Annotated in this window: 17 protein-coding genes; 3 read left to right on the top strand and 14 right to left on the bottom strand. The window is 47.1% G+C overall.

Annotation, left to right across the window (positions count from 1 at the left end; all coding sequences use genetic code 11):
• Positions 1 to 6: 6 nt before the first annotated feature.
• From ACUTSW_RS23095 to ACUTSW_RS23150, 12 genes are all read right to left on the bottom strand, one after another.
• The gene (locus ACUTSW_RS23095; RefSeq protein WP_006327925.1) at positions 7 to 270 is read right to left on the bottom strand and encodes a TA system toxin CbtA family protein; all 264 of its coding nucleotides are present in this window, start codon (positions 268 to 270) and stop codon (positions 7 to 9) included.
• Between the two features lie 11 nt (positions 271 to 281).
• Entirely contained in the window at positions 282 to 1,289 is a 1,008-nt protein-coding gene (locus tag ACUTSW_RS23100) for an ArdC family protein (RefSeq protein ID WP_006327926.1), read from the bottom strand.
• A gap of 75 nt (positions 1,290 to 1,364) precedes the next feature.
• The gene (locus ACUTSW_RS23105) at positions 1,365 to 1,967 is read right to left on the bottom strand and encodes a DUF3085 domain-containing protein (protein ID WP_020439754.1); all 603 of its coding nucleotides are present in this window, start codon (positions 1,965 to 1,967) and stop codon (positions 1,365 to 1,367) included.
• A gap of 87 nt (positions 1,968 to 2,054) precedes the next feature.
• Positions 2,055 to 2,540, bottom strand: coding sequence for a hypothetical protein (locus tag ACUTSW_RS23110; RefSeq protein WP_006327929.1), 486 nt, complete (start codon positions 2,538 to 2,540; stop codon positions 2,055 to 2,057).
• A 74-nt stretch (positions 2,541 to 2,614) separates the two neighbouring features.
• Entirely contained in the window at positions 2,615 to 3,193 is a 579-nt protein-coding gene (locus ACUTSW_RS23115) for a hypothetical protein (protein WP_135638622.1), read from the bottom strand.
• Positions 3,194 to 3,288: 95 nt separating this feature from the next.
• Positions 3,289 to 3,663, bottom strand: coding sequence for a hypothetical protein (locus tag ACUTSW_RS23120; RefSeq protein WP_006327931.1), 375 nt, complete (start codon positions 3,661 to 3,663; stop codon positions 3,289 to 3,291).
• Positions 3,664 to 3,753: 90 nt separating this feature from the next.
• Positions 3,754 to 4,092 carry a hypothetical protein gene (locus ACUTSW_RS23125; RefSeq protein ID WP_006327932.1) on the bottom strand — a complete coding sequence of 113 codons (339 nt, stop codon included), beginning with the start codon at positions 4,090 to 4,092 and terminating at the stop codon, positions 3,754 to 3,756.
• 573 nt (positions 4,093 to 4,665) lie between these two features.
• Positions 4,666 to 5,835: a sensor histidine kinase gene (locus ACUTSW_RS23130; protein ID WP_020439756.1), complete on the bottom strand. Its 1,170-nt coding sequence runs from the start codon at positions 5,833 to 5,835 to the stop codon at positions 4,666 to 4,668.
• A 2-nt stretch (positions 5,836 to 5,837) separates the two neighbouring features.
• The gene (locus tag ACUTSW_RS23135) at positions 5,838 to 6,527 is read right to left on the bottom strand and encodes a response regulator transcription factor (protein WP_006327934.1); all 690 of its coding nucleotides are present in this window, start codon (positions 6,525 to 6,527) and stop codon (positions 5,838 to 5,840) included.
• 374 nt (positions 6,528 to 6,901) lie between these two features.
• Positions 6,902 to 7,432 (bottom strand): serine hydrolase domain-containing protein, encoded by a 531-nt coding sequence (locus tag ACUTSW_RS23140; protein ID WP_080589810.1) that lies wholly within the window; start codon positions 7,430 to 7,432, stop codon positions 6,902 to 6,904.
• Positions 7,429 to 7,806 carry a hypothetical protein gene (locus ACUTSW_RS23145; protein WP_020439758.1) on the bottom strand — a complete coding sequence of 126 codons (378 nt, stop codon included), beginning with the start codon at positions 7,804 to 7,806 and terminating at the stop codon, positions 7,429 to 7,431. The genes ACUTSW_RS23140 and ACUTSW_RS23145 overlap by 4 nt, the downstream gene beginning before the upstream one ends.
• A gap of 418 nt (positions 7,807 to 8,224) precedes the next feature.
• Positions 8,225 to 9,184 carry a VirK/YbjX family protein gene (locus ACUTSW_RS23150; RefSeq protein WP_006327936.1) on the bottom strand — a complete coding sequence of 320 codons (960 nt, stop codon included), beginning with the start codon at positions 9,182 to 9,184 and terminating at the stop codon, positions 8,225 to 8,227.
• 575 nt (positions 9,185 to 9,759) lie between these two features.
• Between ACUTSW_RS23150 and ACUTSW_RS23155 the strand changes: the two genes are divergently transcribed.
• A complete protein-coding gene (locus tag ACUTSW_RS23155) occupies positions 9,760 to 10,536 on the top strand; it encodes a MipA/OmpV family protein (RefSeq protein WP_020439760.1) in 777 nt (258 codons plus the stop codon).
• Between the two features lie 71 nt (positions 10,537 to 10,607).
• On the opposite strand, the gene ACUTSW_RS23160 is transcribed toward ACUTSW_RS23155, so the two are convergent.
• A complete protein-coding gene (locus tag ACUTSW_RS23160; RefSeq protein WP_006327938.1) occupies positions 10,608 to 11,495 on the bottom strand; it encodes an integrase domain-containing protein in 888 nt (295 codons plus the stop codon).
• A gap of 1,799 nt (positions 11,496 to 13,294) precedes the next feature.
• On the opposite strand from ACUTSW_RS23160, the gene ACUTSW_RS23165 reads away from it, so the two are divergent.
• Together ACUTSW_RS23165 and ACUTSW_RS23170 are read left to right on the top strand one after the other, a co-directional pair.
• Entirely contained in the window at positions 13,295 to 13,540 is a 246-nt protein-coding gene (locus ACUTSW_RS23165; protein WP_071825613.1) for a helix-turn-helix transcriptional regulator, read from the top strand.
• 615 nt (positions 13,541 to 14,155) lie between these two features.
• Entirely contained in the window at positions 14,156 to 15,403 is a 1,248-nt protein-coding gene (locus ACUTSW_RS23170; RefSeq protein WP_020439763.1) for a low temperature requirement protein A, read from the top strand.
• 320 nt (positions 15,404 to 15,723) lie between these two features.
• Here ACUTSW_RS23170 and ACUTSW_RS23175 read toward each other — a convergent pair whose 3' ends face one another.
• On the bottom strand, positions 15,724 to 15,999 hold the full coding sequence (locus ACUTSW_RS23175) for a hypothetical protein (RefSeq protein ID WP_445585460.1): 276 nt from the start codon (positions 15,997 to 15,999) through the stop codon (positions 15,724 to 15,726).
• Positions 16,000 to 16,174 lie beyond the last annotated feature (175 nt).

The following is a 16,174-nucleotide window of genomic DNA, read 5'->3' on the forward strand; positions in this document are numbered from 1 at the left end:
CTGCCGTTAGAGTTCATGCTCACCGATCACGCCCAGCTCTTCCGCCTGGCGCAGATACGGTGATGATGGGGTAAAGGGACTGGCGCCCAGGCGTACCAGGTGGTATTTATCCACCAGGTTGTTGATCGCCTCAAACGGCCGCACTCCCGCTTCCTGTAAAGCCATCACGCACTCCGCTTCACACAGATCGGTATCGTTTAAGGCCAGGCCAAAGTATTTGGCCAGTAACCTGCCGGCAATGGTCTGCCAGTAACGTTGTTCAATCGTCATCACCAGACTCCTCATGCCGCAACGGCAGGATCGGTTGTCACCGCTTCCGCCAAGGGTTTCAGTAAAAACTCTGACGCCTCACGGGCCTGTTTTGCCGCACGAAACAGCGCGCGCTTATCTTCACGCAATACCCTGAGCCAATGTTCAAGGTAACTGTCGTGCTGGATGTCGCCAAAGACGCCAAGCTGTGCGCACATAAAAGCACTGCCCAGCTCCGCCACCAGTTCCTCGAACGCGTATACCGGGTCCCCGAACGCCCGGGAGGAAGACGTGATCCCCTCCCGGTTGAGCCGTGTTGCATGACCGGTGCTGTGCACCAGTTCATGCAATAACGTCGACCAGTAATCCGCCTCGGTTCGAAATTGCTGAACCTGTGGCAGGACAATCTGGTCGCGACCCGGCGCGTAATAGGCTCTGTCCTGGTAAACCTGTTCAACCCGAACGCCACAGGCGTCAACGAGGGTGCTGACCTGAGCCTGTGTTTTCGCATCGACCAACGCCCCCTCCTCTTCCGGCTCCTCTGCCGGCGTAATGCCGACAACTTCCGGGAGGTCGTCGCATTGGGCAACGTTAAACAGGTACAATGGCTTCAGCATGGGTATTCGCATTTTCAGCGGGTTCCCCTCTTCGTCAAACAGCTGCCGGCCGTCAGCATCCTCCACTTGCTTGTCCCAGGGTTTGAATACCACGGCCAGCGTCGCGGTTTCGCCGGCACGCACATACCCACCAACGGCTTCCGCCTGCTTGTAGGTGAGCCAGCGATTGGAGTGAAAACCCCTTTCGTCCGCGGCCATCCATAACAACAGCACATTCACGCCGCTGTAGTGGTAACCGGTCGTGCCGTTCTGCGGCATGATGGCCGTCGACGCGCCGCGGCCCTTGTCGGTCCGCCAGGGCTTGCGCCAGGGCAAGGTTCCCGTCTCGATGGCGGCAATGATTTTGTCCGTAACCTGTTGGTACAGGTCAGTACGTTCGCGACGGGCTTTTGCCGGCCGACGTGATGATGATGTTTTTTTCATGGAGTGCTCCTCGTAAAAAAGGCGCATTCCTCCCCTAGCGGCGAAGAATACGCCCCAGGGGACAGAAAAAAGTGGTTAGAGAGCGGGGTAACGCAGTGCCCCTTTCGGGTTTACCGTGTCAACACGCTGTTTCAGCCGTTCGAACATGGCCAGATAGTCTTCCCGATCGGCGGGCTTTGCCCGCTTGCAATCGGTATGACAGGCCGTGGCCAGCAAGTTGATGGACCGCTCACGCCAGTGTTTAAACTCATCCTGGCTGACACAAACCGAGTAATGGACCTCGGCCAGCTGCAGCATGCGGGCGGTTATACGACGGAAGTCGGCGACACACACCCAGTTAACCGTGGCAACGTGCATATAGACCGTTTCGGGTAACAGGTGGATCCAGAGCTCATGGCCTTGCGACAGTATTCGCTCGATACAACTGTCGTTCAGCATCAGCTCCTCGCCAAAGTCGTCGCCGCCAGCGAGCCGCCGGGACGTTTCATACCAGGCTTCATCCTTTTCGGGATGGCAACCGTCGGCATACGCCAGGTGCTTGATACGGCCGGTGGCGTTTCGTTCGCCCACAGCAGGCATCAGATAGACGCCGTCGTCTTTGGCCAACACCAACGCACACTGATTGGCGCGGACTTCAGCCACCACGGCGCGCAGTTCTGCAGGGTTAAAATGCAACATGATAAGTCTCCTTAAAAAGCGGAGACGACTTCCCCTGGAGGGGAAGCCCCTCCAGGGAAATAAAACGTTATGGCCAGCGCGGTGGTGTTACCACGAAGCCCGGAAGTAAAGGTGATACCGACTAAAATCGAAACCGGTAAGTACGCTGTTAACGTACGTTTTCAGTAAGTCGACCTGCATCCAGTACACATCGCAGTAGTCGCGAGAGTCATCAGGGAACTCCTCATGGCAGTTCGCTTCATTCAATCGTGACAACAGCATCTGCAGCATCTGGATGTCATTGCGGTCGAACGCCATCAGCTCACCGCTTTTGACGTCCCCGACACTGTTGGCCACCCAATGCATCAACGCAGTAAACCCGCGAAAATGACAGGAGTGAACCAGCAGCGGCGGATGGTAGTGGTTACACGTTTTGTGGTTGTATATTCGCGGCGCCTGCACACAATCACCGCCGTCCTCCAGCCACGCTGGTGAACACGGCACCCAGTCGCCAACGGGTGTCCAGTCGCCGTTAACCGGCAACATCGGATAGTCAGCCTTACGCTGACGGAAAAAGTTGATATCAAGCCCCATGGGTCACTCCTCTCGGTATACGGACAGGAGCTCCCCTGCAGGGAGGCCCTGCCGGGTGAATAAAAAAATCGCGACTATGCCGCCGAATGCGCCTGATTCAAACGCGCCGCCAGCACGTCATCCATGCCGACAATAACGCACCAGCGACAAAGCAGTTCATCGGGATCATCGTTATGACTGCTATACCCTTCCAAATGGTAAAGAATGGAGTCATCAGTCAGTGCCGCCTCATCCACTTCACCTGGAGCAATAAGTTCTGGGCGTTTGAGGTGGTGGCGCAACCAGAGTAGTGGCAACTCCCATCCTGGATATTTGGCGAGTTTGGAGTCGTTCCGCTCTATCCGTACAGAGCCAGGGCACAGGTTATGAATCAGTGTCAGAACCAGTCGGTGAAAAAAGTCGGGGCGCTGAAAGAACCCCACACGTTCTTCGACGTCAGGCACCGGTTGCATCGGACTATTTTCCTCTGATTCCGGTGATACACGTAAACCGGCCGTTTCGAAGATCATGCCATCAAACAGCTGGCCGGCTTCCGTGATACCTTCTGGCCGGGCTTCATCCGGCAACAACCAGAACACCTCGGTTACCGCCAGGGTGAAATCAATCCACTCGTCCTGGGACGGTGGTGCGACAAAATACACGTTCATACTCACGATAAATCCTCCGGTAACAAAAAATTGGGGGGATTTATCCCCCTGACGGGAATAAATCCCCGTCAGGGTGTGTGTCTGTCAGGCTGCCGTGCCGATCACCAAACCTCGAGCTCGCCAATAGCTATGTCGGCTTCGACATAACGCTTGCCTTGCTCCACGGCCTGTGTCCAATAAGACGCATGAATATCTTTGCTCAGTGTATCCAGGCGAGCCATAAGCGCTTGCCCGTTAGCGGAAAGTGTCGATATATAGCCGTACTGCATGACCAGCAGGAAACCACCAAAGGCCTCTCCCGCATTGATAACGGCATTTTCCACATCATTCAGCTCAGTGGGGTCTTCACGTTCAATACCCAATCCCAGGCGCTGGCAAGCCCGTATACTCATGAGCTTACCTTCAACCAGGCAAAGGAAATGAAACGCATCAAGCGCGGTTTTCACGTCAAGTACGTTGGGTAACTGGGTATGCATCGATAAATCCTCCACAAAAAGAAAAGCGGGATTTATCCCCATAACGGGTGTAAATCCCCGTCAGGGTATTAAGTGGGTAAACCGACAGCTCTAAAAGCGGTAACGCAGTCTGGCCAAATGCTCAGCATGTTGGCTAGCGAGTCGGTAAGCTTTTCTGCGCTCGGTATGTTTGCAAGCCAGCACAACATGGGTGCTTGCGTAGGTATATTCGCCTTTGTACCAACCTTTGCGCAGCGTCAGCAACGCGCTGACCGAACCATCATCACTGCAGATAACATGCGCGCGAACGGCAAAATTACCTGCTGCATTGACGTACCAGTCAGTAAAACGCGGCGGCGTCATGCGAAAAGGTATTCGCTGGACAGCCGATTTGACACGGTGCAGGGTTGAGAAGAAATCAGGAACAACTGAAGAAGTAAAAACAGACATGGTGTTTCTCCTGTAAAAAAGGGAAACACCGCTCCCAGGGGAAAGGTATTTCCCCTGGGGATTGGATTGCGGTAACCGCAATCGTCAGTACCTTCATCACCGTTAAGTGATCCCTGTTCTCAAAGGTTAAACAGGGTTACCGCCACTGGGGCTTCCTCTTTCAGGCTACGAGGCTATTGGCAGTCACCCGAAGGCGTTTCTCACAGACCGCTGAAACTTTGGCTGGCACTCACCCGAAGGCGCTTCTCACAGAGTGCTGAAGCATTGGCTGGTTGTCCGAAGACAACAAGTAAGCCTGTTCATTTTCGAATCAAAAGAGAACAATGTCAACCACAGGAGAACTAAAATGCAGCCAGGTTATGTTTCTTAAAAAAATCAAGCTATATAATCAGTGTTCGAATCCTGACACTATCAATATCACGTCAACATGTTAAATATGGAAAAAAACTGTTATTAACAGCAACCATTAAAACCTACCAAATGTAATTGCAAACACATCAATAAAGAAATTATTTTAATATGGGACATGGCATAGTCCTAACCGAACAAAACCAACAAAAAATAAATATATTTTCACACCTGCAACCGTAACGTGAAAGTCATTCCCCCTTCTGGAGCGATTTCCGCATCTAGGCTCCCTCTATGTAACTCACAAATAGCACGTGCGATAGAAAGTCCCAACCCACTACCGCCTGAAGATCTCGCTCTGGAGCTTTCAGCGCGAGCAAAACGTTCAAACATATGCGGTAAAAACTCACTGCTTACCCCGGGCCCGTAATCACGGAAACGTACTGCTAGAAAACCGGGTTCGTCACATAAGCTGATCTCCTGATGCCGCCCCTCTTTGGCATAACGCAATGCGTTATCCATCAAAATGATAAATACCTGCCCCATACGATAAGGATCGACCAAAAGACTCGGTGAGGTATGTGATTCCAGAGTGAAAGTAAAGCCTTGTAGTTCAGCCTGCGGCCTCAACCAGAGGATCCGTTCTCTAAGTAATTCAACAATATTAACCGGAGACTTATCCAGTAACAGTTGCCCCGCCTGCGCCATGGATAACAGGTACAGATCATCAATCAAACGGTTAAGATGATGAAGCTGACTCATGACAAGGTTAAGCTGCTTCGTTTCACAAGGAAAAATGCCATCAATCATTCCCTGCATCCGTCCGGTCGCTGCAGTAAGGGGAGAGCGTAGCTCATGGGCCATTGCCACGTGAGAAGCCTTGAGTTCACGTTCATATTGCGAAAGGCGCTCCGTCATCGTATTAAAGTCGTTAGTCAGGTTGATGAGCTCTACCGGCGCTCTTCTTTCCAGCCCGACACGATGCGAAAACTCCCCTTCAGAGACCTTCCTCGCTATTTTCGCAATACGGGTAAATTGGCGTGATAGCGGACGGGCAGCATATAGCCCAAGGATAACAATTGTCGGTATAGCGACCAAAACTAGGGAACAAAGCAGCATCAAGTCAATAGAGGTGGCAGAAGGATTAGAGAAGTTTACGCCATACCAAGCATCCACCAGTTGATGATAGCGTGTGATATTAATGTCTGGGTCTGCCAACAGTTTCTGCATCTCTTCCCTGGTAGACTCAGGCATAGAGTGCAGTTTCCAAAGATATACCAGACGATAAGCACCCCACATACAACTGGCAATAATGATCACGCAACCAATAGCCAGTGAGAGGACCCGCAATAAAATCCAACGCGATAAAGATGACGGTTTGTGTGACTTGTCCATACTTACCTGAACCTGTATCCGAAGCCCCTGACGGTGAGCAGCACTCCAGTGACGCCGGCATTCTCCAATTTTTTACGTAGCTTATAAATATGCATGTCCATCACTCGCTCCATAGCCTCACTTTCTGGTAAACACTTTTCTAGCAACTCCTGACGTGAAAAAACCTTGGTAGGTGCACGTAAAAGTGTCGCCAACAAGCTGAATTCTGTCGGGGTTAGCTCGAGATTTTGGACTTTATCAGCGGAGGTTTCGACGGAGGCCACCATCGATTCAGTATCAAGGCGCAATGAGCCAAAAGACAGGCTCTCTTTCACATGATTTTGATAGTAATAGCGTCGCATTACCGCATGCACACGGGCCATCACTTCCCCAGGATGATAAGGCTTGACGATATAGTCATCGGCACCATAACGAAGTGCACCGATCTTATCCGTCGCATCCCCCATTCCGGTGATCATAATGACGGGAGTGTCACTCTTTTTCCTTAACTGGCTCAAAATTTCCGTCCCGTTGATACCCGGCAGCATCATGTCAAGCAAGATTAAGTCAGGCTTCAGGCGCTGAACCATCTCCATCCCTTTAGAACCATCCCCAGCCACTGAGACATGGAAATGCTCCCGTTGTAGATAAGCTTCCAGCACCTGTGCGGCATCACTGTCATCTTCAATAATCAATACATGTTTTTTGTCCATAACGTTTTCCTGACTACCAATAAATCCCTCTCATTCCTGTATAGTTACTGGCCGCTTTTACAGCCAGTAACTATGCGAAATTATGTCATGTTCAGCGTCATTGCTTGTCGAGTTGCTTAATAATCGCATCGAACCCCGCACGAGTATAGGCATCCACCCCATTGTTATCTGCCTGCGGCAAGCTGGATTGCTTCACAATCACCACGTTTGCTGTCGGATCAATGTATACCCATTGACCGTAAACACCAATTGCCGTATAGGCATGATGAGCGTTATTGCGGATCCAGAATTGGTCCTTATAGCTCCAGCCAGCCCTTCTGCCGCAGATCCACTTTCCGCAAATACATTAATATCGCCGCCAGAAGTGATGCTCTCTATGGCCTTGTACGGCAGGATTTTTTCCCATTAAATTCACCTTTATTCAATAACATCACGCCGACCTTAGCCAGATCTATTGCCGTAGCATTCACACCGCCACCACAGGATGGGGTGCCTGATTTATCAACCAACACGAAGGCACCTCTGCTCATACCGAGTTTAGACCACAACCGATCTGACAATAACGTTTCAAATGTCTCCCCTGAGGCACGTTCTGTAAGCCAGCAAAGTACATCCGTAGTGGGAGTCACATAATGGAACTTATCACCATGTTTTCTCTGCTTTTTCAGTGTAGTTAAGAACTGACGAATAGTCCTCGGCCCATGGTCATTTTTGAGCTCAGGAGCCGCACCTTTCAACTCAGGTATATAATCCATGACCTTAGCATCCCTGTTTAACTTCCCTTCAGCAACGAGAAAGGTGGCCAGTATCCCGGTAAGTGATTTTGATACAGACATTACCAGATGGCGAGTGCGACTACTTTGCCCATCGAAGTAATTTTCGTATCTTATTTCGCCATTTTTTATGACGAAAACGAATCTGTTCGTGTCTGATGCAACATATCCGCGACAGTTTTTCGAAAAACACGATGAATAACCGGATCTTCAAAGTCGAAATTTATTTCGTTCATATTCAACTGAGGCTTACCTGTTCCAAGCGAGTAAACCGGCGTACCTGCAGTATCAATACTTTTATGGGGGAAAAACTCCTTTGCATGTTTAAAGCTGTAACGATTATTTCTCTGGCTCAGCATGTTGTATTGCTCGATACCAAGTTCAGTACGTGTTTTGCCGGCACTAGAGATATTCTCACCTAGTCCGATAACGGAAGCCGAAGACTGGGCATAGACTGATGAAGTCAAACACAATGACATAATTATGGAGAAGAGTATCTTTTTCATTCAATGCATCCTGGTTATAATCCAGCACGAATTAAATACCGTTACTATCAAGATACTGCTAATCAATTGTCAATTTTTTATCAACTTGTGATTTTAATTGACATTCATTAGCATATTCCCACGATAAGCTCTACGCCCATAATTATTAATCCATAACAGTTTCAAACGACACTTTTTGCTAGGATGCCTTAGGTGTTTTTCCTGATTCATCATCAATAAGTTGATCTAAGAACCCCACCTCTACTATCATTCCTCAAGGCACACTGCTGGCAGAACCAGAAACATCCCCCCATCTACGGACTCAAGATGGATTTCATCACCAGATCTGTAAACGCTTAGCAGCCAGCAACTCAGTCAATCTGACTGGGAATCCCTGCCAGCGATAAAAAAACAGCTATTCGGTATGTATCATGGTGCATCAAGAACACTTTCGGGTAAGTGCTTGACGTGTCTGCTCACTAATGGCATCGGTAAGTTCATAACGCCGCCGATATACAGCACGTTTTTTACTCGGCACATCGCCTAACCTTTTCCTGATGATATTAATAGGTATCGAATAATAACCATGGCTGTCTATATCTCCGCCAGACATTTCCCAGAAGGAGTCATAATCAGCATGCAAATGTTTAACCCTGTTTTTATACCTGACAGCCTGGTATACATGAAGTTTATTGGATACTGCGAAAATTTTATCCACGCTGAGCAGACTGGCAACCTGAATTAGAGACTCCAGAACAAGCCTCTTTGGGAACAAACCATACAGATTTTTTGTTGCCTGCTGGACAAGTTCTTGAGCGTTGTCATTATTAGGCCCCTGTAACCCACCTATAATTACAGACCTTTTGTTATCGCGTAAGCAAAGCACAAACGTGATTTCCGCCAGCATTTGTCCGGAACCGTCTCTCAGAATGATGCTGGCTTCCCCTTCTCGATCCAGCCTACATGTCGAAACAAACTGAAGGATAAATAGTTGATCATCTTTCCCCATAAACTGACACAAGCAGAGTCCGTCGGGCGACAGATGGCTCTTGAACGCTTCAACATCCAGGAAAGAGGTCAGCATGCTGTAATGGTAAAGGATGGCTTGCATCCTTTCTCCACTGGATAAGGCTGCGCTTACATACGGGCGGTGGATCCGACAGGGTAACCGGGGCTGATTTTGCAAAAGCTCATAATAAAGCGGATGACTCGTAAGAAGACTCAGTAACTGATAAGTTTTCACCGGCATAAGCAGAGAACGAGAAAAAAATTTAAATCGAAAGTGAGGAGAGTTCCAGAACCGGTGCGGCTGCAGATTACCGATAGATAAGGCCATGTAAAGTCCAAGCGGTGATTCAGGAAGTGAAACTGCTGTACGATTGTTTGAAATGTGAGACATTATGATATTCCGAAGCTAGCGCCTTCTACTTCATCAATACTGCAAAAAATAAATTCAGGTGTTCGTGCAGAATCAATGAGGTGAAATCGTATTTTATGATTACAGGGCACACTAGCGTGAAATAATCAATGACTGGTCAATACAACATCAATATTCAGTCAACAAAAGACACCAGATAATAAATTGATCAATGAATGAAAAACATGATTAAACATCTGAAATAATTAAGGTAACAGTGACAGATTACGATCTGCATCCTACAGACCAATCGCTGGAAAGCACTCACCAGGCCAACCCCGGCCGAACATTTTCAGGTTAGCACCCTCCTAAAACTCTGAAGCTGGGTACCCCGAATCGGGCGTGGTCGATGGATTTTGTTATGAAGGCACACTCATTGGAGACAAGTTATCCGGTTGATCCACTATCATTCACCGGGTCCGGATCGCCTTCAATGATTAAGACATGTTTCACAGACTCACATTGATTAAACATTGATAAACCTTTGTCGATTTCTTTATTATTTGTGGCGATACTTCCGGAGTTGTTAACAAGCATAATTCACTCTAGGAGCTCGTATGAAGGGGATAAAAAGGACACTATCGGTGATATTGTTTTTGCCATTTGTAACTTATGCATCATCTGTCGAAAATAAACATGAGATAACCGTTGGAATAGGAACACAGTATGCACCTACGTATATTGGAGCCGATAAATATGACGTGACAAACGCACCTTATTTTGAATGGACCAACGGGAGCTGGTTCGTGAGCTCAGAAAAAGGTATTGGGATTACTCATTCCTTTGATAATGGTTTATACTTGGGGCAGGCATTGGGGTATACATGGGGTCGAACAACTGATGGTGATTCGTGGTTACAGTCTGGCTCCGACCACCTCAAAGGAATGGGGAAAATAAACACAGCATTAAACTCAACAACAACTCTCGGTTGGTGGATGACTCCCTGGATTGGCGTTGAAGGAACCATTGTCGCCCCCCTGACTGAAAGCCAAGGAGTTAATTACAACATAGGTGTTAATGCTGTTTTATTTAATGATGACAGCAACACGCTAACAGCCAGTGGCGTCATGCATTATGGCGACGCTCGTTATAATAACACCTGGTTTGGTGTTAATGAGAAGCAAAGCCGAAATTCAGAGTTCAAGAGTTTTAACTCCACAGGGGGCTTATACAGTGTCGATTATAGTATTAACTGGCAACACTTATTTAATGAAAACTGGTCTGGTTACGCGGCTCTACACTATACTACACTGGCTAACCATGTGAGGCACAGCCCCATCGTGCAGAAGGATGATTATTTCACTTTCACAATAGGTGCATTTTATTCTTTCTAATATGATAAAAGTATTTACGTAACTTTTTGTAACGTCGCAGCCCCGTGAGAGCTGCGACCTTTTACCACTACTTACTCAATATCATCTTTAAAATAGACTTGTCTAATATAACGTCCCCGCCCATCACCATGACCTAAATCCATAGAGACCAATGCATTCGCCTCTTCTCGGCTCATACCATTATTGACATGATGAGTTACAGCATCCTTTGCATAGGCATATCGCAAACTATGAGGCGCATCCTTTCCAATCATACCTGCGTCACGTACGATATTTCTGTATCGTTCTATCGCCGTATGTAGAGAAGGCTTATCAATCAACTTCCCTTTATGCTCATCGCAATGTTTTATCGCCTTATCCAAAACAGATAAAACTTTCTCACGGTTAAAAACTGTTGTATCTCGAGGGCGACCACCTTTTGTCCCGAAAACCACCTTCACCCTATCGTTACCATTTAAAATGGCTTGTTTCCAGGTTTTTAGCGATTTGGCCGACTGAACCGTCTCCTCCGTTCTCAGCCCCAAATAACGAGATAATTGCACGCCGATTGCTACCCCTTCGTCCTTTTTAAAAACATGGTTAACAATTGCCGATAACTTATCATCGGGGAGTGGTGTTTTTGTCCCATCGCGGCTTGCTCCTGATATACCCAGCGCCTGATTACTCAACTTATCATGCGAAGGGTCTGCAAGTTTATTTCGCCCCGCTGCTGACATGATCGAACGGACCGATGCCATTTCATTTTGGAGCGTGCGTATTGATATATTTTCAGCCTTACGACTATTAATATAATTTTCAATATGGGACGTCTTAACATGCTTAACGTCACGGATCTGGATATTTAATTTCGCAAGACGTTCAGAAAAGCGTTCCGCTATTCTCGAACGGTCAGCGACGGTTTTAAAACTCCCCCGTCCCTGGCGGGCGAGAGTAACCAGCTGCTTACTGAGTTTTGACATCGATTCTCCTCCCACGGGATGCACAACCCTCTGCTTTCCACAAAGCAGACGGATCTGTACCCCAGTAATTTCAACCCCGACGACACGGTTGCTTTTGCGCTTCCTGCGTCTCGACTGGTATCTGTGCATCGGGGCGGCGAAATGTTGAGTTATTTCGAGGCTCCCCAGGTCTCTGACCTGTTCGCGGCTTTCGCCGGCCTGACGTTAGTCAGTCTGCCTCCACACACTACTGTTCGTAGTGTCGCCATCGATACCGAGTCGATTTCCTCCTTTTAGATAGTGAAACGTTCAAAACGGTATTTTCCGTTGTAATTACGTTGAAGTTAATGAGTGTTTAAAACCGTACTGACACGGACTACGTGTTGGTCAGATGGTAGTAAAACGTTGAAAGCCACGTCGTACGTGGGTTGAGACATTATGCGCTACGCGCGTCACTTGGTAGTGTCTTCGCCACTTCACAAGTGACGCGCGCTCCTCAGCTCCTAATGAGACTCACGTAAGCGGCCAAATGTACCAAATGGCCTTATACGTGCGTTCAAAAGTCGCATCGTCAGCAACACGTCTTAAAAGATAAAATAATCAAAGCATTGAAGCCTAAAACCTCGCCTTGGCGAGCTTTACAGCGGAAGGACGTAATGCATACGTTTTAGTGAAAGGAACCGTCCCAGGACTGGTGCGGTTGAGTCATTAGTGAACCTTCATCACTGTCGTGATCTCCGTTCTCAAAGGGTAAACGGAGGTACCGCCACATGGGCATCCTCTTCCAGGCTACGAGGATATTGTGACCACCCGAAGGCGTTTCTCACAGGTCACATGAAACATTGGATGGCACTCACCCGAAGGCGCCTCTCACAGAGTGCTGAGACATTAGATGGTCGTCCTAGGACGACAACACAGCGCAGTTAGCTTAAGCGATAATATCCTGCATAGTCAATTATCGTCATCCACACACTCACGGCTAACGTATTTTTACCTTCAGCCCCATATTATTTTAACGTGGATAGGATTGATAATATTTTAATATTCCCACTTAAAAAGCCTCTTCAAAATCTCGTTTAATACCCCTGATTTATTCCTGTCCCCTTACACCTCACCTTTATTTTAAAAATAAAAAACCTTGGTTATTTAAGCGAGATTAAACAGTGACATTATCAATTAAACTTCCGAAAAAAGGGAAACTTAAAATTTCACATTTAAATTACTTAACTGGATTTAATTAATAAATCCAAAACAGAGTTACTATCTAATAATTTTTAATTATTAGATGCAATCTAAATCTAGGTTTATTATTTTAGCCAACTAAAAGAAAAATCTGTAAATAGAGTTATACAAAAGACATCAAACGTTTTCTACGAATATTTAAAAAAGGAGTTACATCCAGTATTTACTTCCCAATAAATAAAATTTTCCAGCATGGACCCGACTGTCCGACAATGCCATTAGCTTATCGCTATTTTTATACGAATGATAATCTTGAAAGAGCGTCAATCGCAACTCACGTCCGCAACGAGAATCACTCAGCGTAGACTACAACTGCCCCCTAACCCCGCCTCAATGATATCAATCAGATAATTACACCGTTTCCTTATGTTGAATTACCACAGAACTGACTAAAAAACCCTTTCTATCTTGATCTTACAAAAATTAGGCCGGTCAAAATGACCGGCCTGTTCCCTGGGTGTCGCCTTATTTTTAGTCGGCTATGCGTGCCTTGATGTTTAGCAACTCTAAACAAGTTTTATGTTAAGTGATGCTAAACATGTCGTCAACTTTTTATCTAACTTATCTGACGATATCCTATGATTCCTCAACGACTGAAATTTGCGCGTTTACGAGCCGGCTTTACGCAGGAAAAGTTGGGCGTGCTGGCAGGTATTGATGAGGCGACTGCTCGTTCACGGATCTCGCAATATGAGAGTGGTACTTATACCCCTTCATTTACAACGATGTGCGCGCTCGCCAGAGTACTTAATGTGCCTGAATGCTATTTTTATATCTTGGATGATGATTTTGCAGAAAAGGTACTACGGTTATACCTAGAATGAATAACGCATGCTTCAAAACAAAAAATCTCGGCCGTGATGAAATCTTTATCTCATCTCTTAAGCGATTGGTGACTACTTTTGGGAACTATGCGTTGACTGAACTAGCGATGAATGGGCCGTTTCGGAATATAGAGCATGGTCACAGCTTTGGCGACCAGCCCTCAGGATTAGTCACAGTACCCAGTTCGTCGGAAGAACGCTTCGTTATGGATATACCCTCACTCTGCTGATTGCCCCTACCCCGAAATCCTGCCCCATTCAGAAGCATTTACCGGAGTGCGCACATTTCACAAAGCTTAAAGGTTGCGCAATGTTAAGTAATAGTTAAAATCATTTAGTTGCAGTTAAGGTTAAAACACTTTTTTTGCGTAGGTATGAGCAATAATATCAATAAATTGCTATAGCGATCCTACCTCAGACAATCGTTTTTAGCCTATCCACCTTGGGTTCCGCATCTCACGGCGAAAACATCATCAATCCCTAACGGCTATGGACGCCCATAAACAGCAGTTTCGGTTATCACAGGAAAATGCTATAGAATTATCCACTACTTATGCTGTACTTAAACCTTAAAATCACATTTATCAAACTGCGTTCACCGATGGAAGATTATCTATGAGTTCACCTGCATCTGTTACCGAAGTTCTCCACCATCACATACGACGGATGTCCGGGCGAGACCCGCACGAGAAACATCGGGTCGCCTCCTCTTTAGAATTATTGTTCGACCTAACCTTCGCGACCTGTTTTGCATTTGCCGCAACCCAATTAACACATGCATTGGCAGCGGGCGAGTACACTACGGCTCTGCTCGGGTTCGGATTCGCGAGTTTCTGCATCTGTTGGGCTTGGTTCAACTTCTCGTGGTTCGCATCAGCCTACGACACTGACGATTGGATTTTCCGCATAGCCACATTGGTGCAAATGGGCGGAGTGCTAATATTGGCGATTGGTTTGCCACGTTTATTCTCTTCAATCGAGCACGGCTCTCTCGACAACTCGATAATGGTAGTGGGTTATGTAATCATGCGCGTAGCCATGATATTTCAATGGTTGCGCGCAGCGAAGCAAGATCCTTCACGCCGCCGCACTTGCCTCACTTATGCTGCCGCCATCACTGTTGCTCAAATAGGTTGGATTGCGATTATCCTGTTTCATTTCCCTTTGGATATTACCCTCATACTATGCGGCATATGGTTTCTTGTCGAACTAGCGGGACCCGCACTAGCGGAACGAAAGGATGGTGGCACCCCTTGGCATGCGGAGCACATGACCGAACGCCATAGTCTGTTCGCGATAATTGCACTTGGTGAAGGATTGGTGGGCACGGTCGCGACGTTATCAGCTGAAATGGAGCATCAGGGCTGGACGATGGACGCAGCACTCGCCTGTATTGCAGGTGTCGGGCTCACCTTCGGGATGTGGTGGGTATATTCCATTCTACCCTCAGCGAAAGTATTACACAGGCATCGTTCGCGCGCTTTCATATGGAGCTATGGCCAGATACTGCTTATCGCGTCCATAGTTGCTACCGGAGCAGGCCTGGATGTTGCTGCGACCTTTATCGAAAATAAAGCTCACATCGGGTCATTATCAGTCCTGCTCGCCACCGCAATTCCAGTGACCCTATTCCTCGGATTGATCTACGCGCTCCACTATTTTCTTGTGCGCCGTTTCGATCAGTTGCATGTATGGCTCCTGCTTGCGACCGGTATCGTAATCGCGGCCTCTGTCACCGCAGCGATTTACGGTGTAGGTATAGTCATATGCTTGGTCATTCTTATGTTTGCGCCAATCATCACGGTGGTCGGTTACGAGGTGTCAGGACATCGTCATCAAGGTGAGGTGCTAATGGAGCAGTAAATAACCAGGGTTCTTGCTGCATGTGCCCACCGCAACACCTGAGCACAGTAAGATGTTTGGTAAATTCCGTGCAGAGCAACAGTACCTATCCTGTAATGCATACAGACTGGGTATGGCCAATGGCAAACACCCATAGCGTCGTGCTTGTCATTGGCCAACGGAACGATCTCTTAAGTTACGCAATCGTCGTATAACAATTGTAATGGGTTTTCACTTCGCTTAGAAAAAATCAAACCCATTAATATTATGGATTGGCAACCTATAACAATATTAGTTTTATGAAAAAACGCCTTTGAATTAACTTAATAAATCAAATCAACTCATGAAAAATAACTTCCAACGCTAGTGTTTTTCATGCCATTCCGCAACTTACCACCGACCTGCTGCAATAACCCTCTGGCATGCTGGTATTGAACGTCAAGTTGACGGTTTTGCTGCATACTGGCATTTAGGGAAAACAACACCGTCCCCTCTTTCATCACAAATACCGGCTCAGTATTACGTGCGCTATGCCCAACAGAAGTTAAAGAACAAAACAGCACCAGCGCTGCTGCAAATACCAATATGATGCCACCGAAAAATTGAATGTTTTTCATAGCTGACAAACCTCAGTAATTGAGTGATGGAAATTGACGATTCGGCGCGATGCCGTAACTTGATGTGAAGTATAAAGACGTATTGGAACAGCGGATATCTGACTAGTCAGAAAAGCAATTCGTAGCTAAACCTAGAGGATGGCTGTTAATATTTACCGCAAAGAGGATAAGGGAG

The sequence above is a fragment of the Serratia sp. TSA_198.1 genome (genome assembly GCF_052686505.1).